The organism is Rhizobium sp. J15 (assembly GCF_002531825.1).
Lineage (GTDB): Bacteria > Pseudomonadota > Alphaproteobacteria > Rhizobiales > Rhizobiaceae > Rhizobium.
Genome location: NZ_NWSX01000006.1, coordinates 55,505 through 73,601, shown reverse-complemented (window position 1 = coordinate 73,601; position 18,097 = coordinate 55,505). Strand labels below are relative to the sequence as shown.

The following is an 18,097-nucleotide window of genomic DNA, read 5'->3' as shown; positions in this document are numbered from 1 at the left end:
GCGTCCTGATTTATGTTGGTTCCTATTCTGGATGGAAGACATGAATCAGAATTCCCTTGCAGTCTCGCAATCCCGCGCCTTTGCCGGCGCAACCTTCATGGTGCTGGGAGGCGCGACCTTTTCGCTCCTCAACGTCGTCACCCAGTGGCTGACCATGAAGCTCGCCTTTCCCCCGGCCTCAGCGGTCTTCTGGCAATATGCCTTCGCCTTCCTTTTCTCCTTGCCCTTCCTGCGCAAATCAGGCCTTTCGGCTATGCGCACCACCTATCCCTGGCGGCATGTCGTGCGCGTGGTCTTTGCCGCGCTCGGCGGCGCGGCCTGGGTTTCCGGTCTTGCTTCGGTGCCGATCTGGCAGGCGATTGCGCTTGTCATGACCTCGCCTTTCTTCATCATCCTCGGCGCCCGTCTGTTCCTCGGCGAACGCGTCGGTCCCGCCCGCTGGATGGCGACCGCGGTCGGCTTCGCCGGTGCGATGATCACCCTGCAGCCATGGTCCGACAGCTTCACCTGGGCAACATTGCTGCCGGTGCTCTCGGCGCTGCTCTGGGGCGCCTCGTCGCTGATCACCAAGAGCCTGACCGGCATCGAGAAGCCGGAGACGATCACCCTCTGGCTGCTGGTGCTGCTGACGCCGATCAACGGCGGGCTGGCGCTTGCGGCGGGCCTCGCCGTGCCGACGGGTGCGACGCTAGCTCTCTTCCTTCTGGCGGGCCTCCTGACGGTCGTGGCGCAATATCTGCTGACCCTTGCCTATGCCAGCGCCGACGCTGCCTATGTGCAGCCGTTCGACGGTCTGAAGCTGCCGTTCAACGTGCTCGCCGGCTGGCTGTTCTTCGGCTATGCGCCGGCCGGCTATCTCTGGCTGGGAGCCGCGCTCATTCTTTCCGCATCGCTCTTCATCATGCGAAACGAGATGCGGCGGGAAAGGCAGGCGGCCTGACGCAAAGCCTCTGAAATGACGCGGACTGTCATGTCTCTGTCATGGCAGTCCAGCAAAACCCCTCTGTTCGATCTTTCGACATTGGGGGATTTCCATGACAAATTCATCGCGCAAAGCAGCGTTCGCTGCCATGCTTTTCGCATCCGCTGCCTTCCCGGCCGCGGCCGAGCCGGTTTTCAACCGCATCGCCTCCTTCCCGGTCGCCCAAAACCTGCCTGACGACAAGGACAAGCTTTCGCCGACCTCCGCCGAAATCATCACCGCGACCAACGACGGCAACACGCTGATCTATAGCGACAGCCCGCTCGGCGCGATCGGCTTCATCGACATCACCGACGCCAAGGCTCCGAAATCAGGCGGCGCGCTGATGATGGACGGCGAGCCGACGTCGGTCACGTCGAGCGCCGGCAAGGCGCTCGTTGCCGTCAACATCTCCGACAGCAAGGCCAAGCCCTCGGGCCGTCTGGCGATCGTCGACGTGGCGACGAAGAAGATCGAGAACACCTGCGATCTCGGCGGCCAGCCGGATTCGATCGCCCTCAACAAAGACAAGACCCTCGGCGCCATCGCGATCGAGAACGAGCGCGACGAAGACGTCAATGACGGCAAGATCCCGCAGATGCCGGCAGGCGATCTCGTCGTCTTCCAGGTCAAGAACGGCACCGTCGATTGCGGCACCATCAAGCATGTGGCGCTGACCGGGCTTGCCGGCGTTGCCCCGGAAGATCCGGAGCCCGAATTCGTCGCCTTCAACGGCCTGAACGAAATTGCCCTGACGCTGCAGGAAAACAACGAGATCGTCATCATCGACGCCAACACGGCTCAGGTGAAGACGCATTTTACCGCCGGCAGCGTCGATCTTTCCGGCATCGACACCAAGCGCGACGGCGCCCTGAAATTCTCAGGCGAATCGAAGGGCGTGCCGCGTGAGCCGGACGCTGTGAAGTGGCTGGACGACAGCCGCCTCGTCGTTGCCAATGAAGGCGATTACCAGGGTGGGTCACGCGGTTTCACCATCTTCGACAAGACGGGCAAGGTTCTTTACGATTCGGGCGCTTCCTTCGAACGCGCCGTCGCCCATATCGGCCACTATCCGGAAAGCCGTTCGGGATCGAAGGGCGTGGAGCCGGAAGGCTTGGAAGCCGCAAAGTTCGGCGACGACAATTATTTCTTCCTGCTTGCCGAGCGCGCCTCGATCGTCGGCGTCTACAAGGATACCGGCGCCGATCCCGAGCTGATCCAGCTGCTGCCGTCTGGCATTTCGCCGGAAGGCGCGGTCGCCATTCCCCAGCGCAACCTCTTTGCCACCGCCAATGAAGTCGATCTCGGCAAGGACGGCGGCGCGCGCTCGCATGTGATGATCTATGAGCGTTCGGAAGGCGAGAAGGCCTATCCGCAGATCGTCTCGGCCGAGAAGGACGGCAATCCGATCGGCTTCGCCGCCCTTTCGGGCCTTGCCCCCGTTCCGGGCAAGCCGGGCATGCTTTATGCCGTCAGCGACAGCGTTCTCGGCTCGCAGCCGACGATCTGTACCATTGACGCGACCAAGAAGCCGGCTGTCATTAGCGACGCGCTGGTCGTCAAGCGTGACGGCGCTCCGGCCCAGAAGCTCGACATCGAAGGCATCGCGGCGGCCGCCGACGGCTCCTTCTGGCTCGCTTCCGAAGGCTACAGCGAGCGCCTCGTTCCGCACGCCCTTTACAACGTCAATGCCAAGGGTGACATCAAGGCCGAGATTGCCTTGCCGAAAGAGTTTGCCGCCAACGAAATCCGGTTCGGTTTCGAAGGCGTGACCATTATCGGTACCGGCGACGACACCACGCTCTGGATGGCCGTTCAGCGCGAGTGGGGCGACGACGAGAAGGGCTTCGTCAAGCTCGTCTCCTACAATCCGAAGAAGAAGGAATGGGGCGCCGTGCGCTATCCGCTCGACAAGACGGAAAGCGGCTGGGTCGGCCTCTCCGAGATTTCCGCCCACGGCGATAGCGTCTACATCATCGAGCGCGACAACCTCGTCGGCGACGCGGCCAGGCTGAAAAAGCTCTACAAGGTCGCGATCTCCGAACTGAAGCCCGCCAAGCTCGGCGGCGAACTTCCGGTCGTCAAGAAGACCGAAGCGCACGACTTCCTCGGCGAACTCAAGACCGCGACCAACGGTTATGCCCTCGACAAGCTCGAAGGCTTCGCCTTCGACGCATCGGGCAAGCCCTACGCGGTCACCGACAATGACGGCGTCAGCGATTCCTCTGGCGAGACGCTGTTTTTCCCGGTCGATCTGACCGCGACGAACTGAGTCGTCATAGATGGAACAAAGAAGAGGCCGGGCGAAAGTCCGGCCTCTTCGGTTGGATCCAAGACGCCAAACGCGACGAGCTCCAGCCTACCAGCGCTGATGCACATGCGGCGCGATCAGCCGCCCATAGATCTCCCGCGTTGCCGCCATGACATCGGCCGAAAGCGGCGCGAGATCGGCAGCGGCCGCATTGGCCCTGGCCTGCTCGGCGTTGCGGGCGCCGGGGATGACGACGGTGACGGCGTCAGCCATCAGGATCCAGCGCAGCGCGAAGGCGGCCATGGTGGCGCCGGCGGCCACCAGCTTGCGCACTTCCTCGACCGCCTGCAGACCGACTTCGAAGGGTACACCCGCGAAGGTCTCGCCGACGTCGAAGGCTTCGCCATGGCGGTTGAAATTGCGGTGGTCGTCGCTGGCAAAGTGCGTGTCGCGGGTAATCTTGCCGGAGAGAAGGCCGCTTGCGAGCGGCACGCGGGCGATGATCGCGACGTTCCTGCGGCGCGCCTCAGCGAAAAACAGGTGGTCAGGGCGCTGGCGGAAGATGTTGTAGATGATCTGGATGCTGACCACGCCGGGGTATTCGATCGCCTTCAGCCCGTCTTCGGCCTTCTCGACGCTGACGCCGTAACCCTTGATCTTTCCGGCCTTCTGCAGCTGGTCGAGACCTTCGAAAACCTCGGGCTGGTAAAACACTTCGCGCGGCGGGCAGTGAAGCTGCACGAGGTCGAGGCTGTCGACGGAAAGGTTCTTGAGGCTGCGGTCGATGAAGCCTTCGAGATTGGCCTTGCTATAGCCTTCCGCGACGTGCGGATTGAGACGGCGGCCCGCTTTGGTGGCGACCATCGGGCGTGCGCCGCTGCGTGTCTTCAAAACCTCGGCAATGATCTTTTCCGAGCGGCCGTCGCCATAAACGTCAGCCGTATCGATGAAAGTCATGCCGGCATCGAGCGCGGCGTTCAGGGCCGCGCGGCCGTCCGCTTCACTGATATCGCCCCAGGAGCCGCCGATCTGCCAGGCGCCGAAGCCGACATTGGTGACCGTGAACGGCATGCGGCCGAAAGCATGGTGTTTCATGGAAAAATCCTTCGTAGGTCATGAAAGACATTGGGGTATCAGGCGGGCGACTCTGCGGCAATCGCCGATCCGGCCTTGATCGGCCGCGGTGATGAAATATCGTTGCCTCAAGATGCTTCAACCGTAATGGATGAAAAGGAACTGTCATGGAGATCAAACCCGTCGGCTCGCGCCCCTCTGTAAAGCCGTCGCCCGACTATTTCACCGGCGCGGTTCGCCAGGATCCGCTGATGGAAGCGCCGGCGCCAGCCCGGGTGAGGGCAACATCCGTCACCTTCGAGCCTGGCGCCCGCACCGCCTGGCACACCCATCCGCTCGGCCAGACGCTGATCGTTACGTCAGGCAAGGGCCTCGCCCAGAGCTGGGGCGGGGAAATCCAGGAGATTCGCGCCGGCGACACCATCTGGTTTTCACCCGGTGAAAAACATTGGCACGGCGCCGGCCCGGACACGGCGATGACGCACATCGCCATTCAGGAAGCGCTGGACGGCAGCATTGCCGATTGGATGGAGCCGGTCAGCGACGAGCAATATTCCGGCAGGACATGAGGGCCTACAGCCGCTTCAGGCAGTAGGAAAAATGCGCGTGTGATTCGACCGTCAGAAACTCGAATTGCCAGCCGTAATCCTTGCAGAACTTGGTGACTGCCTCGACGACGCCGTAGACGATCGGCTTTACCGTATTGCCGGTGCAGAAATCATGCCCGGCAATGCGTCCCGTCCGCTTCACCTTCTTTTCGCAGAGCAGAAGCTCCTGCCAGGTGAGCTCGAAGGAGTGGTCGGTATCGATATAGGCCCAGTCGAGGAAATCGTCGTCGAATTCGGCAAGCTTTTCGAGCGATGTTCCCTGCATCAGATGCAGCCGACCGGCCCCGATTTCGGCCGCGAACCGCGTGTGGATCGAATCGAGGCCGGAGCTGTAGCGGTCCATCGACCAGGGATCGATGAGATAGAGTTGCGACGGGCGATTCTTTTCCAGGATCTCAGCCGTATATTCGCCGAAGGCCGCTCCCACCTCGACGCCGATGCCGCCGTTCGGGATCCGGTAGAGCAGTTCGCCGCGATCGGGCAGCAGACGGGCGTTTTCCATATGATGGGCGCTGAGCGGCGTGCGCGGCATGCTCGCCCGCAGCGCCTGCCTTTCTTCACGTGTTTTCATCTCTGATCCCGGGATTGCGGGCGGCTGACGGCCCTGATGTGGTTCGAGAGGAACGTAAGAGCAGCCGATGCTGATGACAACCTCATGACGGGAATTTGCTTCTTTCGCGCAAACCGCTAAGTTTCATCCGTGGACTGACGAAAGAGCCTCGGGAGGAGCGACTTCATGAGACGCATGTGGCCTGAAGAATTCAACGCCATCATCAGCGGAGCCGAAGAGGTGGTGCTGGAATTGCCCGGCGAGGCCGGAGAGGCGCCATTGCGCCGCAATGCGCTGAAAGCGCGCATCACCATGGAGGATTACGAGCGAATCTGGCCGCTGGCCGAGATGCGATTCCGACTCGGCCACGAAAGTTTCGCCGGCAAGGCCATCACGCTGATCACCACCAATCCTCATTACCATGCCTGGCATCCGAAGGACGGCGGCAGCGTCGACGCCGTGTCGGAGAGCGGTCGCCACTACAAGACCGATTATATCGTCGTGCATTTCCTGCTCGACGATGTGAGGGAAACGTCTCCTGCCTGATGGCTTTCCGACCCGGTGCGGCCGGAAGCCGCACCGGCTCTATCCTGAAGCCCGATTGACCGACGCTGGTGACAACGGCGGCGATATCGCTAAGCTCGGCGAAAATCTTTGAAAGGGAGGCTTCCCGTGACAGGCAACGTGCTTGATATCCCTGTGAAGACGGTGGATGGCCGTGAGACCAAGCTCGACGAATACAAGGGCAGGGTGCTCCTGATCGTCAACGTTGCCTCGAAATGCGGGCTGACGCCGCAATATGAAGGGCTCGAAAAGCTCTACGGGGAAAAGCGCGAGCGCGGCTTCGTCATCGCCGCTTTCCCCGCCAACGATTTCAAGGGCCAGGAGCCGGGCACCGACGCCGAAATCCTCGACTTCTGCACCAGCACCTACGACGTGACCTTCCCGATTTTCTCGAAGATCTCGGTCAAGGGGGAGGCCCAGCATCCGCTTTACCGGCAACTGACCAAGTCAGGCGTGCCGACGACAGGCGACGGCCCGATGCGCGAACGCCTGAAATCCCACGGCATTTCAGGCGGCGATAAGGACGACATTCTCTGGAACTTCGAAAAATTCCTGATCGGCCGCGACGGCAAGGTGGCGGCCCGCTTCGCGCCCGACGTGCCGGCGGATGATTCGCGGCTGGTTTCCGCCGTGGACAAGGAACTGGCGAAGGGATGAAGCCCTCCAGGCCGCCAGGCATGACCGGGCTGCGATGATTTGCGAGCTGGGCTCGCTCATCAGATCCCAAGCACGGTCACGAGGGGAGGCGTAAAATCCTTGAAGCCGAGGCTCGGCCAGTCGCACCTTCTGTCGAATTTGGTCTTTGGTTCGTGGCGCTGACAATTCGGATTCGTCTTGAATGCATAGCCGGGCAGGGTGACGTATGTGGCGTTTGGCGCGCCAACGGCAATCGCGATGCACAGCGTCAATGCGGAGCAGAGAGTTCTCATGGCACCCCCCAAGGCGTGAGAAACCTTTATGCACGGAGACTTTCCGGGCGGCGAATAGTCTCACTTTGGCCGGCCCCCATCCATTCGCCTAATGGGAGGTGGCCGGGCGACTAGGAGTAGTCCGTTTTGGTGGAGCGTTGGCTCCCGACGGCGGGCCGAATCTGGATCTGCCGGGCGTAACACCTGCCGTTCCGGAATGTCCGTTTCGGCGGAAGGGTGAAAGGCGATCTCGTAACGACAGGCGCGCCTCTATCCCACAAGGAGCGCCACCGTCCGAGTGCAACGCCTCTTGGCTCTCGAATAGAGGGCGGGTAATTCAGAGATGTAATGTTGTTACATATGAGGATACTCACGCGTGCTGCCGTCGGTTCCTTTTGGTTGGCTATCCAGTTCTGAAGTCTTGCCCGGACTTGCGTAACTCATTCCAACGCCAGCTGTCAGACAATTCGGTGCGGCTATCATGTAGGATATCGCCCTGCATAGGGTGAATGACGAAACGACGAGCAGCGAGAATTTGATCTGCTTGGCTCATCTCAGCGAGACCAGGGAACAAACCGCCCGCCATCGCTGAGAATGCCGATTCGCTTCCCCCGATCTTGGCCGCAGCAAACCAAGCAATAAACACTCCGACCACGGGCGGACTACGTTTTGCGGCCATTGTGTAGTCGATGCAAGCGGTCAGGAGGAGAGCAGTGCACTCATCAAATGTGATATCCTCAAGTATTGCAGCAGGATCGCGATCGGCGTGCTTCATGAAATTTCGCGCTGAGTTGATGAGCATGTTTACGTGTTTGACTTCCCAACCATGGTCGTCAGCCACATGCTTTTTGATACGTGTTCCTCCCGACTTTTCGAGAAGTTTATCGCATACTTCGGATACGTTCGCGGCCAACTGATACACGGCAAGTGGCTCAACCAAAAACCAGTGCAGATGGATAGCGGCAAGCAACTGCCTCCGTGCCGCATCGAGCTTCGTAATGGCCACAGAAATCTCCTAGGTCTTCGCTCACACCAACGGTGGTAGCCAGTCGGAGGCGATCTCTTCGATAATATCCGGGATGTTGTTCTTGGGCGACCCCGCCTTGCCGATCGGCCACATCTTTCGGCGCGCGCCTCACATAGCAATAGACGCCGTGGCGTCTTCGCAGGATTGGTGATCAAACGCACCGTGTACATGACCCAGGGCTCTAGTAGCCCTTGATGTCGTTTAGGTTTTTGAAACGTAAGGGAAAAGAATGGTGGGCGATGAGAGACTCGAACTCCCGACATCCTCGGTGTAAACGAGGCGCTCTACCAACTGAGCTAATCGCCCATCGCAAACAAAGCCGGATCGGCCTGCCGCGTTGGTGGCCGTGATCTATGCGGATCGCGGCAAAACCGCAAGAGTGTTTGTGAAGATTTTTTGATTTTTTTGGTGGGGATCCTGTCCCTTGCCGCGCCAGCCGGGTGCGGCCGGCTGTGGATAAAGGGGAGGGGAGAACGATCGGCATATGCATTTTGCCGATGCGCTCGGCTTCAGTCGTGCTTCGGCACGGCCGCGGACCCTAGAATCGCCGTTTTTCATTCTTCGTACAGGGGCTCTGACGAAACAATTCAACAACTGTCATGGTTTTGTCTCCAAACCTCCTTGACACTAAAAGACGAACCCCGTAGTTAGCCGCTCATCGAAACGGGCAGCCGTTTTGATGAGGGTGCGAAGGCATCCGGATTGCTTGAAAATGAAGTGCGGGTGTAGCTCAGTCGGTTAGAGTGCCGGCCTGTCACGCCGGAGGTCGCGGGTTCGAGCCCCGTCACTCGCGCCATTTCCAAGCCGGCGACAAATCGCCGCTGTCCGGCTCTTCCGTCCGTCATGCGCGGGTGTAGCTCAGTCGGTTAGAGTGCCGGCCTGTCACGCCGGAGGTCGCGGGTTCGAGCCCCGTCACTCGCGCCATCTTCTTCAGAAAGCCATGCAGTTTCCAATGGTCAGACATGCAGTTCAGACGGTTTGCGCGGATTTGTCGCGACATCGTTGCATCTGCTTGATAATGTCCGCGCGCCACTCGTCGAATTGCCTCTGTAAAAGTCTTGCGCCGGGGCGTCGGCTGCGCTAACCACGGCTTGTTGCAACGCACGTTCGCTTGCCGGGCAATTGCCCATATGCGCCGCCTGGCGCCGCCGGCAAGCAGGGATGAACATGATGACTGAACTGCTCAGTTCCTATATTCCGATCGCTATCTTCATTGGTATCGCGCTTGTCATCGGCCTGGCTCTGCTCATTGCGCCGTTCGCCGTGGCTTTCAAAGCGCCCGATTCGGAAAAGCTCTCGGCTTACGAATGCGGCTTCAATGCTTTCGACGACGCCCGCATGAAGTTCGACATCCGCTTCTATCTCGTGTCGATCCTCTTCATCATCTTCGACCTCGAAGTCGCCTTCCTGTTCCCCTGGGCTGTTTCCTTCGGCGCCATCGGCTGGTTCGGCTTCTGGTCCATGATGGTCTTCCTCTTGGTGCTGACCATCGGCTTTATCTATGAATGGAAGAAGGGAGCCCTGGAATGGGAGTGACCCCTGTGAGCAATCAGCCGCTCGTCGCGCCGCAGCCGAAGGGGATCATTGATCCCTCGACCGGCAAGCCGATAGGCAGCAACGACGCCTTTTTCGGCGAGATCAACAATGAGCTCGCCGACAAGGGTTTTCTCGTTACCTCGACCGACGAACTGATCAACTGGGCCCGTACCGGCTCGCTGATGTGGATGACCTTCGGTCTTGCCTGCTGCGCTGTTGAGATGATGCAGCTGTCGATGCCGCGCTACGACGTCGAGCGCTTTGGTTTTGCGCCGCGCGCCTCGCCGCGCCAGTCCGACGTCATGATCGTTGCCGGTACGCTGACCAACAAGATGGCGCCCGCCCTGCGCAAGGTCTATGACCAGATGCCTGAGCCGCGTTACGTCATCTCGATGGGCTCCTGCGCCAATGGCGGCGGTTATTATCACTATTCCTATTCGGTGGTGCGCGGCTGCGACCGCGTCGTGCCGATCGACATCTACGTGCCGGGCTGTCCCCCCACGGCGGAGGCGCTGCTCTACGGCGTGCTTCTGCTGCAGAAGAAGATCCGGCGCACCGGCACGATCGAACGCTAAGGGTTAAGGACAAGGCATATGAGTGAAGCCCTGACTGAGCTTGCGTCCTATCTTGGCGAAGCGCGCGGCAACCTGATTGCCGCCTCGCAGATGAAGTATGGCGAGCTGACGCTGACGGCGACAGGCGAAAACCTGATCGCGCTTCTGACTTTCCTGCGTGATGACGCCAAATGCGGTTTCGTCAACCTGATTGATATTTGCGGGGTCGACTGGCCGCAACGCGAACTGCGTTTCGACGTCGTCTATCATCTGCTGTCGCCGAAGCAGAACCTGCGCATCCGCGTCAAGGTCGCGACCGATGAGGATACGCCCATTCCCTCGGCCTGCGCCGTCTATCCGGGCGCCGACTGGTTCGAGCGCGAAACCTGGGACATGTACGGCGTGCTCTTCACCGGTCATCCGGACCTGCGTCGCATCCTGACCGACTACGGCTTCGAAGGCCACCCGCTGCGCAAGGACTTCCCGACGACGGGTTTCGTCGAGGTCCGCTACGACGACGCGGCGAAGCGGGTCGTTTATGAGCCTGTCGAGTTGAAGCAGGAATTCCGAAACTTTGACTTCATGTCTCCCTGGGAAGGGACCGAATATGTGCTGCCCGGCGATGAGAAGGCGAAGCAGTGAGTAGCGAATAGTCGGTAGTGAGTAGTGGATAGATAGTTGGGTGACGAACGGGAAAATCAATTCCTATCGTGATTTGAAGGTATGGCATTTGCCATCGAGCTATCTGTCGTTTGTTATGAGGTGACGAGAACCTTCCCGCGGGAAGAGATCTATGGAATGACCAGCCAGATTAGACGATCTTCCGCTTCTGTGGCCGCGAATATTGCGGAGGGGTATGGAAGAGAAAATCGAGGTTCGTTTGCCCAATTTCTCAAGATCGCGCAGGGCTCGTTGAAAGAGTTGGAGACGCATTTGATCATCGCCGGACGAATTGGCTTTCTTCAAGCCTCGGCCTTGGACGAATTGCTCGACCGATGCGACGAAATTGGAAAGATGCTGGGATCGCTTATCCGAAGCGTTCAGGGCAGGAAAGCTGACAAATAGTGAGTGTGATGAAAGCTAAACACTACTCACTATTCACTACTCACTCTAAGCGAGTTGATCGCCATGACAGAACATAACGTCCGCAACTTCAACATCAATTTCGGACCGCAGCATCCGGCGGCGCACGGCGTTCTTCGTCTTGTCCTGGAGCTTGACGGCGAAATTGTGGAGCGGGTCGATCCGCACATCGGGCTGCTTCACCGCGGCACCGAGAAGCTGATCGAGACCAAGACCTATCTTCAGGCCGTGCCCTATTTCGATCGCCTCGACTACGTCGCGCCGATGAACCAGGAGCATGCCTATGCGCTGGCCGTCGAAAAGCTGCTCGGCATCCAGATCCCGATCCGTGGCCAGCTGATCCGCGTTCTTTATTCGGAAATCGGCCGCATCCTCTCGCATCTCCTGAACGTCACGACGCAGGCCATGGACGTCGGTGCGCTGACGCCGCCGCTCTGGGGCTTTGAAGAGCGTGAAAAGCTGATGGTGTTCTACGAGCGTGCCTCCGGTTCGCGCATGCACGCCGCCTATTTCCGCCCGGGTGGCGTCCACCAGGATCTGCCGGAAAAGCTCGTGCAAGACATTGGCGACTGGTGCGACCCGTTCCTGAAGGCGCTCGACGACATCGATGACCTGTTGACCGGCAACCGCATCTTCAAGCAGCGCAACGTCGATATTGGCGTCGTGTCGCTGGCGGATTGCTGGGCCTGGGGCTTCTCCGGCGTCATGGTGCGCGGGTCGGGTGCCGCCTGGGATCTGCGTCGCGCCCAGCCCTACGAATGCTATTCCGATCTCGAATTCGACATTCCGATCGGCAAGAACGGCGACAATTACGACCGCTACCTGATCCGCATGATCGAGATGCGCGAATCGGTCCGCATCATGAAGCAGTGCGTCAACCGCCTGCTCTCCGATGCCAAGACCGGTCCCTTCTCTTCGATCGACGGCAAGGTCGTGCCGCCGAAGCGTGGCGAGATGAAGCGCTCGATGGAAGCGCTGATCCACCATTTCAAGCTCTACACCGAAGGCTACCACGTGCCGGCGGGCGAGGTTTATGCGGCCGTCGAGGCGCCGAAGGGCGAGTTTGGCGTCTATCTCGTCTCCGACGGCAGCAACAAGCCGTATCGCTGCAAGATCCGCGCCCCGGGCTATGCGCATCTCCAGGCGATGGATTTCATGTGCCGCGGTCACCAGCTTGCCGACGTCGCGGCCGTTCTCGGCTCGCTCGACATCGTCTTCGGCGAGGTGGACCGCTGATGCAGCGTCTGCCGCTCGTCGTCGCGCTTCTTCTTTCGGCATCCGGAGTTTCGGCTCAGGAGGCCGACACCCTCGGCACGCCGTTGGGGCATAAGGAAGTGACGCCGCCGGCAGCGCAATCGTCCATGGGCGAGCTTTTGTCCAAGGGCTATCAGATCAAGGCTGCCGTTCCGAACGGCGGCAAATTCGTAGTGTTTATGCAGAAAGACCAGTCGGCCTATGCCTGCGAGATGCAGTCCTTGACTGCGTCGCGGTGTGGAACCCTAAACTGACAAGGCGTGAGGAAGAATGTCCGTTCGTCGATTAGCCGAAGATCAATTTCAGCCTGCCGCATTCGCCTTCAGCGATGAAAATGCGGTCTGGGCGGACAAGACGATCCAGAAATACCCCGCCGGCCGCCAGCAATCGGCGGTCATTCCGCTGTTGATGCGGGCGCAGGAGCAGGACGGCTGGGTCACGCGCGCGGCGATCGAGAAAATCGCCGACATGCTCGACATGGCTTACATAAGAGTGCTCGAGGTCGCGACCTTCTATACGCAGTTCCAACTGCATCCCGTCGGCACACGCGCCCATGTCCAGGTCTGCGGCACCACGCCCTGCATGCTGCGCGGCTCGGAAGCGCTGATGTCGGTCTGCAAGAGCAAGATCCACGCCCATCCCTTCGAGCGCAATGCCGAAGGCACGCTGTCCTGGGAAGAGGTCGAATGTCTCGGGGCCTGCGTCAACGCACCGATGGTGATGATCGGCAAGGACACCTATGAGGACCTGACGCCGGCGCGCCTGGAAGAGATTATCGACACCTTTGCCGCCGGCAACGGCGCAAGCATCAGGCCTGGCACCCAGATCGACCGGATATTCTCCGCGCCTGAGGGCGGCCCGACCTCGCTGACGACGGAAGAGCCGAAGGCGAAAACGCGCGCCAAGAAGGCCGATGCCGAAACCGTGTCGGCCCCCGTCGACGCTGCTCCGGTTCCGCCATCGGAGGCTGCCCGCCCGAAGAGCACCGACGCCGAGACCAATGCCGCGCTGAAGACGCCCGCAACGGCGCCGAAGGCGGCAGCGAAGAACGCCAAGGCCGCCGAGGAGCAGCCGGTTTCCGGCACCGCGGCTGCCGAGCCTGTCCCGGCCGCCAAGGCCGAAGCCGCTCCGGCGGCGAAACCTGCCCTGACCGACAAGAATCGCCCGGCCGGCATCGAAAAGCCTGCCGCACCGGATGATCTGAAGATGATCTCGGGCGTCGGCCCGAAGATCGAGGCGACGTTGAACGAAATCGGCATCTTCACCTTCTCGCAGGTCGCAGGCTGGAAGAAAGCCGAACGCGATTGGGTCGATGGCTACCTGAATTTCCGCGGCCGTATCGAGCGCGACGACTGGGTCAAGCAGGCCAAGGCGCTCGCCAAGGGCGGCGAAGCGGAATATATCAAGGTCTTCGGCAAGAAGCCGCGGTAAGAGGTGAAGCATGTTACAAGATAAAGACCGCATCTTTACCAACATCTACGGCCTCAAGGACAAGTCCCTGAAGGGTGCGATGAGCCGCGGCCACTGGGACGGCACCAAGCAGATCCTCGAAAAGGGCCGTGACTGGATCATCAACGAGATGAAAGCGTCGGGCCTTCGCGGCCGCGGCGGCGCCGGCTTCCCCACTGGCCTCAAATGGTCCTTCATGCCGAAGGAAAGCGACGGACGCCCGCATTACCTCGTCGTCAATGCCGACGAATCGGAGCCCGGCACCTGCAAGGACCGTGACATCATGCGCCACGATCCGCATACGCTGATCGAAGGCTGCGTCGTCGCGAGCTTCGCCATGGGCGCCAACGCGGCTTACATCTATGTGCGCGGCGAATATATCCGCGAACGCGAAGCGCTGCAGGCGGCGATCGACGAGTGCTATGACTATGGCTTGCTCGGCAAGAACAACAAGCTCGGCTGGGACATGGACATCTTCGTCCATCACGGCGCCGGCGCCTATATCTGCGGCGAAGAAACCGCGCTGCTCGAAAGCCTGGAAGGCAAGAAGGGCCAGCCGCGCCTGAAGCCGCCGTTCCCGGCCAATATGGGCCTCTATGGCTGCCCGACGACTGTCAACAACGTCGAATCGATTGCTGTGGCACCGACGATCCTGCGCCGCGGCGCTGGCTGGTTCTCGTCCATCGGCCGTCCGAACAATGTCGGCACCAAGCTGTTCATGCTCTCCGGCCACGTCAACAAGCCGTGCACGGTCGAAGAGGAAATGGGCATCACCTTCCGCGAACTGGTGGACCGCCATGCCGGCGGCATCCGCGGCGGCTGGGACAACCTGCTCGCCGTCATTCCGGGCGGCGCATCCTGCCCGATCGTTCCGGCCAAGGACATCATCGACTGCCCGATGGATTTCGACGGCCTGCGCGGTGTCGGCTCCTCCTTCGGCACGGCCGCCGCGATCGTCATGGACAAATCCACCGACGTCATCAAGGCGATTGCCCGCATCTCCTCCTTCTTCAAGCACGAGAGCTGCGGCCAGTGCACGCCCTGCCGTGAAGGCACGGGCTGGATGTGGCGCGTGATGGAGCGCATGGCCAAGGGCAATGCCCAGAAGCGCGAAATCGACATGCTGTTCCAGGTGACGAAGCAGATCGAAGGCCACACCATCTGCGCGCTCGGCGACGCCGCCGCATGGCCGGTGCAGGGTCTGATCCGTAATTTCCGTCCGGAGATCGAAAAGCGCATCGACCAATATACGGCAAGCGCGCTCGATCACGGTGCGGTTCTGGAGGCGGCTGAATAATCATGGCGGACAAGGCATCCAGCGGCAGGAACAGGGAAGAGGCAGCCGATTTCGCGGCCGGCTTCGGCCGTCTTGCCGCCGAGGTGCTGGAAAATGCGCGCGCAATGCCGGTGCATCCGCTGATGGCTCATCCCGCCGCCGCCTTCGCCGCCGCAACCGCGATCGGCTTCGGTTTTTCGACGCAGATGGCGGGCGCTTTCTTCGGGGCCTTCCAGAGCGCTCTGGAAACGACCGGCAAGCTTGCCGCAGCCCTCGACGACACGCCGCCGGAAGTACCGGCGCCCGAGGTCGATATTTGGCCGGAGAACATCCGCGCTGACGTCAAGACTGTCGCCAAGCCGGTAGTGGAAAAGAAGGCAAGGCCGAACCTGACCGTGGTCACACCGGCCAGCGAACCGGTGGCCAGCCAGGCGACGCCGACCGCGAAGACAAAGCCGGCGGCGCGGACGAGGAAGGCGGACGATCTGAAGCTGATCGCCGGCATCGGTCCGAAATTGGAGCAGGTGCTGAATGCCAGGGGCATTCGCAGCTTCGCCGAGATCGCCGCCTGGAGCGACGCGGAGATTGCCAGGCTCGACGCCGAACTCGGCTTCAACGGCCGTATCGCGCGCGACGATTGGGCCGGCCAGGCGAAGGTTCTGGCAGGGCGGGGCCGCAGGAAGAAATGAAATGCCCGGCCGTATCAGGCGGCCGGAAAAACGGGCAGATCGGCAGAGGGGCGGGGGCCTCAGGCTGAGATGCCGGTGCGGGTTCCAGGTCTGGAGCGCGCGACAGAGAATTTGGGCAACATCAGCTGCCAGCAGGACGAAAGATCCGGCTTGGCAATGAGACTGTTGCAAAAATAGATTTGTTTGCCGTCTTCAGGCAAACGGGAAACAGGACTGAGCGACGATGGCAAAACTGAAGATTGACGGCAACGAGATCGAAGTTCCGGATCATTTCACGCTGTTGCAGGCGTGCGAAGACGCCGGCGCCGAAGTTCCGCGCTTCTGCTTCCATGAGCGTCTCTCGGTCGCCGGCAATTGCCGCATGTGCCTTGTCGAAGTGAAGGGCGGGCCGCCGAAGCCGCAGGCCTCCTGCGCTATGAGCGTTCGCGACATTCGCGGCGGCCCGAACGGCGAACTGCCCGAGGTTTTCACCAACACGCCGATGGTCAAGAAGGCCCGCGAAGGCGTGATGGAGTTCCTGCTGATCAACCATCCGCTCGATTGCCCGATCTGCGACCAGGGCGGCGAATGCGACCTGCAGGACCAGGCGATGGCCTTCGGCATCGACACCTCGCGCTATCAGGAAGACAAGCGCGCCGTCGAGGACAAGTATATCGGCCCGCTCGTCAAGACGGTGATGAACCGCTGCATCCATTGCACGCGCTGCGTCCGCTTCACGACCGAGGTCGCCGGCATTTCCGAACTCGGCCTGATCGGCCGCGGCGAGGATGCCGAGATCACCACCTATCTCGAACAGGCGATGACCTCCGAGCTGCAGGGCAACGTCGTCGACCTTTGCCCGGTCGGTGCGCTCACCTCCAAGCCCTTCGCCTTCACCGCGCGCCCCTGGGAGTTGAACAAGACCGAATCGATCGACGTCATGGATGCCGTGGGTTCGGCGATCCGGGTCGACACCCGCGGCCGTGAGGTCATGCGCATCCTGCCGCGCGTCAACGAGGTCATCAACGAGGAGTGGATCTCCGACAAGAGCCGCTTCATCTGGGACGGCCTGAAGACCCAGCGCCTCGACCGGCCCTATGTCCGCCGCGACGGCCGCCTTCAGCCGGCCACCTGGGCCGAGGCCTTCGGCGCCATCAAGGCCGCCGTCAGCGCCACCTCGGGCGACAAGATCGGCGCGATTGCTGGCGATCTCGCCTCGGTCGAAGAAATGTACGCGCTGTCCGAACTGGTGAAGTCGCTGGGATCGGAGAATCTCGACTGTCGCCAGGATGGGGCGGCACTCGATCCGTCGCTCGGCCGTGCAAGCTACCTCTTCAACCCGACGATTGCGGGCATCGACCAGGCCGACGCGCTGCTGATCATCGGCGCCAATCCGCGCTTCGAGGCAGCCATCCTCAACGCCCGCATCCGCAAGCGCTGGCGCCGCGGCAAGTTCCCGATCGGCGTGATCGGCGAGCCGGGCGAACTGCGCTACAGCTATGACTATCTCGGCAGCGGTCCCGACACTCTGAAGGATCTTGTCGATGGCGGCCACGCTTTCGCTGATGTCCTGAAGAATGCCGAAAGGCCGATGATCATCATCGGCCAGGGCGCGCTGTCGCGCGCTGATGGCGCCGGTGTTCTCGCAAGCGCGGCCAAGCTCGCCGGTTCGGTCGGTGCGGTCATCGAAGGCTGGAACGGTTTTGCCGTTCTCCATACCGCCGCCTCCCGCGTCGGCGGCCTCGACCTCGGCTTCGTTCCGGGCGCCAAGGGCGTCAATGCCGCCGAAATGCTGACGGCGATGGACGTGCTGTTCCTGCTCGGCGCGGACGAACTCGACTTCACCGCCAAGAAGGCCAAGCTCACCGTCTATATCGGTTCGCATGGCGATAACGGCGCCCATCACGCCGATGTCATCCTGCCGGCTGCAGCCTATACGGAAAAATCCGGCACCTGGGTCAACACCGAAGGCCGCGTCCAGATGGGCAGCCGCGCAGGCTTTGCGCCGGGCGACGCCCGTGAGGACTGGGCGATCATCCGTGCTCTTTCCGACGTGCTCGGCAAGAAGCTTCCCTTCGATTCGCTGAGCGCATTGCGCGCCCGGCTCTATGCCGCTTTCCCGCATTTCGCCGCCATCGACGAGATCGCTGAAACCGATAGCGCCCAAATTGCCGCAGTCGCGAAAAAAGCCGGCAAGATGAACAAGTCAGGGTTTGCGTCGCCGATCAAAGACTTCTATTTGACGAACCCGATAGCGCGCGCCTCGGCTGTCATGGCCGAGTGCTCGGCATTGGCCCGCAACAACTTCAAAGTCGCGGCAGAGTAAGGGCAGGG

General features: G+C 61.1%; 19 protein-coding genes and 3 tRNA genes. 17 read left to right on the top strand and 5 right to left on the bottom strand.

Annotation, left to right across the window (positions count from 1 at the left end; translation table 11 throughout):
• Window positions 1-40 precede the first annotated feature (40 nt).
• Together CO670_RS06820 and CO670_RS06815 are read left to right on the top strand one after the other, a co-directional pair.
• Window positions 41-940: a DMT family transporter gene (locus CO670_RS06820; RefSeq protein WP_097589557.1), complete on the top strand. Its 900-nt coding sequence runs from the start codon at window positions 41-43 to the stop codon at window positions 938-940.
• Between the two features lie 94 nt (window positions 941-1,034).
• On the top strand, window positions 1,035-3,233 hold the full coding sequence (locus CO670_RS06815) for an esterase-like activity of phytase family protein (protein WP_097589556.1): 2,199 nt from the start codon (window positions 1,035-1,037) through the stop codon (window positions 3,231-3,233).
• An 87-nt stretch (window positions 3,234-3,320) separates the two neighbouring features.
• Here the strand turns inward: CO670_RS06815 and CO670_RS06810 are convergent, their stop codons facing one another.
• Window positions 3,321-4,307, bottom strand: a complete 987-nt coding sequence (locus tag CO670_RS06810) for an aldo/keto reductase (protein WP_097589555.1) — start codon at window positions 4,305-4,307, stop codon at window positions 3,321-3,323.
• Window positions 4,308-4,453: 146 nt separating this feature from the next.
• On the opposite strand from CO670_RS06810, the gene CO670_RS06805 reads away from it, so the two are divergent.
• Window positions 4,454-4,855 (top strand): cupin domain-containing protein, encoded by a 402-nt coding sequence (locus tag CO670_RS06805; RefSeq protein ID WP_097589554.1) that lies wholly within the window; start codon window positions 4,454-4,456, stop codon window positions 4,853-4,855.
• Between the two features lie 4 nt (window positions 4,856-4,859).
• Here CO670_RS06805 and CO670_RS06800 read toward each other — a convergent pair whose 3' ends face one another.
• Window positions 4,860-5,465 carry a class I SAM-dependent methyltransferase gene (locus CO670_RS06800; RefSeq protein WP_097589553.1) on the bottom strand — a complete coding sequence of 202 codons (606 nt, stop codon included), beginning with the start codon at window positions 5,463-5,465 and terminating at the stop codon, window positions 4,860-4,862.
• 165 nt (window positions 5,466-5,630) lie between these two features.
• Here CO670_RS06800 and CO670_RS06795 point away from each other — a divergent pair, with 165 nt between their 5' ends.
• Together CO670_RS06795 and CO670_RS06790 are read left to right on the top strand one after the other, a co-directional pair.
• On the top strand, window positions 5,631-5,990 hold the full coding sequence (locus CO670_RS06795; protein WP_097589552.1) for a hypothetical protein: 360 nt from the start codon (window positions 5,631-5,633) through the stop codon (window positions 5,988-5,990).
• A gap of 126 nt (window positions 5,991-6,116) precedes the next feature.
• Window positions 6,117-6,665, top strand: coding sequence for a glutathione peroxidase (locus tag CO670_RS06790; RefSeq protein WP_097589551.1), 549 nt, complete (start codon window positions 6,117-6,119; stop codon window positions 6,663-6,665).
• A 59-nt stretch (window positions 6,666-6,724) separates the two neighbouring features.
• Here CO670_RS06790 and CO670_RS33720 read toward each other — a convergent pair whose 3' ends face one another.
• The 3 genes from CO670_RS33720 to CO670_RS06775 form a co-directional block, all read right to left on the bottom strand.
• Window positions 6,725-6,937 carry a hypothetical protein gene (locus CO670_RS33720; protein WP_097589720.1) on the bottom strand — a complete coding sequence of 71 codons (213 nt, stop codon included), beginning with the start codon at window positions 6,935-6,937 and terminating at the stop codon, window positions 6,725-6,727.
• A 382-nt stretch (window positions 6,938-7,319) separates the two neighbouring features.
• The gene (locus CO670_RS06780) at window positions 7,320-7,922 is read right to left on the bottom strand and encodes a hypothetical protein (RefSeq protein WP_097589550.1); all 603 of its coding nucleotides are present in this window, start codon (window positions 7,920-7,922) and stop codon (window positions 7,320-7,322) included.
• Window positions 7,923-8,173: 251 nt separating this feature from the next.
• Window positions 8,174-8,249: transfer RNA gene (locus CO670_RS06775), tRNA-Val, on the bottom strand.
• 413 nt (window positions 8,250-8,662) lie between these two features.
• On the opposite strand from CO670_RS06775, the gene CO670_RS06770 reads away from it, so the two are divergent.
• From CO670_RS06770 to nuoG, 12 genes are all read left to right on the top strand, one after another.
• Window positions 8,663-8,739, top strand: a tRNA-Asp gene (locus CO670_RS06770).
• A 51-nt stretch (window positions 8,740-8,790) separates the two neighbouring features.
• Window positions 8,791-8,867 (top strand) — tRNA-Asp (locus tag CO670_RS06765).
• A gap of 246 nt (window positions 8,868-9,113) precedes the next feature.
• Window positions 9,114-9,479: an NADH-quinone oxidoreductase subunit A gene (locus CO670_RS06760; protein ID WP_008521906.1), complete on the top strand. Its 366-nt coding sequence runs from the start codon at window positions 9,114-9,116 to the stop codon at window positions 9,477-9,479.
• Window positions 9,470-10,054 carry an NADH-quinone oxidoreductase subunit B gene (locus tag CO670_RS06755; protein WP_064801815.1) on the top strand — a complete coding sequence of 195 codons (585 nt, stop codon included), beginning with the start codon at window positions 9,470-9,472 and terminating at the stop codon, window positions 10,052-10,054. Before CO670_RS06760 ends, CO670_RS06755 begins: the two co-directional genes overlap by 10 nt.
• Window positions 10,055-10,072: 18 nt before the next feature.
• Window positions 10,073-10,675, top strand: coding sequence for an NADH-quinone oxidoreductase subunit C (locus CO670_RS06750; protein WP_097589549.1), 603 nt, complete (start codon window positions 10,073-10,075; stop codon window positions 10,673-10,675).
• Window positions 10,676-10,756: 81 nt separating this feature from the next.
• The gene (locus CO670_RS06745; RefSeq protein ID WP_097589548.1) at window positions 10,757-11,098 is read left to right on the top strand and encodes a four helix bundle protein; all 342 of its coding nucleotides are present in this window, start codon (window positions 10,757-10,759) and stop codon (window positions 11,096-11,098) included.
• A 63-nt stretch (window positions 11,099-11,161) separates the two neighbouring features.
• A complete protein-coding gene (locus CO670_RS06740) occupies window positions 11,162-12,352 on the top strand; it encodes an NADH-quinone oxidoreductase subunit D (RefSeq protein ID WP_097589547.1) in 1,191 nt (396 codons plus the stop codon).
• A complete protein-coding gene (locus tag CO670_RS06735; RefSeq protein ID WP_088677234.1) occupies window positions 12,352-12,624 on the top strand; it encodes a hypothetical protein in 273 nt (90 codons plus the stop codon). The genes CO670_RS06740 and CO670_RS06735 overlap by 1 nt, the downstream gene beginning before the upstream one ends.
• 16 nt (window positions 12,625-12,640) lie before the next feature.
• Window positions 12,641-13,801 carry an NADH-quinone oxidoreductase subunit E gene (locus tag CO670_RS06730; protein ID WP_097589546.1) on the top strand — a complete coding sequence of 387 codons (1,161 nt, stop codon included), beginning with the start codon at window positions 12,641-12,643 and terminating at the stop codon, window positions 13,799-13,801.
• Between the two features lie 10 nt (window positions 13,802-13,811).
• A complete protein-coding gene (gene nuoF, locus CO670_RS06725) occupies window positions 13,812-15,116 on the top strand; it encodes an NADH-quinone oxidoreductase subunit NuoF (RefSeq protein WP_097589545.1) in 1,305 nt (434 codons plus the stop codon).
• 2 nt (window positions 15,117-15,118) lie between these two features.
• Window positions 15,119-15,784, top strand: coding sequence for a 5' DNA nuclease (locus tag CO670_RS06720; protein WP_097589544.1), 666 nt, complete (start codon window positions 15,119-15,121; stop codon window positions 15,782-15,784).
• 223 nt (window positions 15,785-16,007) lie between these two features.
• Window positions 16,008-18,089: an NADH-quinone oxidoreductase subunit NuoG gene (nuoG, locus tag CO670_RS06715; protein WP_097589543.1), complete on the top strand. Its 2,082-nt coding sequence runs from the start codon at window positions 16,008-16,010 to the stop codon at window positions 18,087-18,089.
• Window positions 18,090-18,097: the final 8 nt, after the last annotated feature.

Coding starts and splice junctions, on each gene's coding strand:
- CO670_RS06820 (WP_097589557.1), top strand. CDS start 41: ATGAATCAGAATTCCCTTGCAGTCTCGCAATCCCGCGCCTTTGCCGGC.
- CO670_RS06815 (WP_097589556.1), top strand. CDS start 1,035: ATGACAAATTCATCGCGCAAAGCAGCGTTCGCTGCCATGCTTTTCGCA.
- CO670_RS06810 (WP_097589555.1), bottom strand. CDS start 4,307: ATGAAACACCATGCTTTCGGCCGCATGCCGTTCACGGTCACCAATGTC.
- CO670_RS06805 (WP_097589554.1), top strand. CDS start 4,454: ATGGAGATCAAACCCGTCGGCTCGCGCCCCTCTGTAAAGCCGTCGCCC.
- CO670_RS06800 (WP_097589553.1), bottom strand. CDS start 5,465: ATGAAAACACGTGAAGAAAGGCAGGCGCTGCGGGCGAGCATGCCGCGC.
- CO670_RS06795 (WP_097589552.1), top strand. CDS start 5,631: ATGAGACGCATGTGGCCTGAAGAATTCAACGCCATCATCAGCGGAGCC.
- CO670_RS33720 (WP_097589720.1), bottom strand. CDS start 6,937: ATGAGAACTCTCTGCTCCGCATTGACGCTGTGCATCGCGATTGCCGTT.
- CO670_RS06760 (WP_008521906.1), top strand. CDS start 9,114: ATGACTGAACTGCTCAGTTCCTATATTCCGATCGCTATCTTCATTGGT.
- CO670_RS06755 (WP_064801815.1), top strand. CDS start 9,470: ATGGGAGTGACCCCTGTGAGCAATCAGCCGCTCGTCGCGCCGCAGCCG.
- CO670_RS06750 (WP_097589549.1), top strand. CDS start 10,073: ATGAGTGAAGCCCTGACTGAGCTTGCGTCCTATCTTGGCGAAGCGCGC.
- CO670_RS06745 (WP_097589548.1), top strand. CDS start 10,757: ATGGCATTTGCCATCGAGCTATCTGTCGTTTGTTATGAGGTGACGAGA.
- CO670_RS06740 (WP_097589547.1), top strand. CDS start 11,162: ATGACAGAACATAACGTCCGCAACTTCAACATCAATTTCGGACCGCAG.
- CO670_RS06735 (WP_088677234.1), top strand. CDS start 12,352: ATGCAGCGTCTGCCGCTCGTCGTCGCGCTTCTTCTTTCGGCATCCGGA.
- CO670_RS06730 (WP_097589546.1), top strand. CDS start 12,641: ATGTCCGTTCGTCGATTAGCCGAAGATCAATTTCAGCCTGCCGCATTC.
- nuoF (WP_097589545.1), top strand. CDS start 13,812: ATGTTACAAGATAAAGACCGCATCTTTACCAACATCTACGGCCTCAAG.
- CO670_RS06720 (WP_097589544.1), top strand. CDS start 15,119: ATGGCGGACAAGGCATCCAGCGGCAGGAACAGGGAAGAGGCAGCCGAT.
- nuoG (WP_097589543.1), top strand. CDS start 16,008: ATGGCAAAACTGAAGATTGACGGCAACGAGATCGAAGTTCCGGATCAT.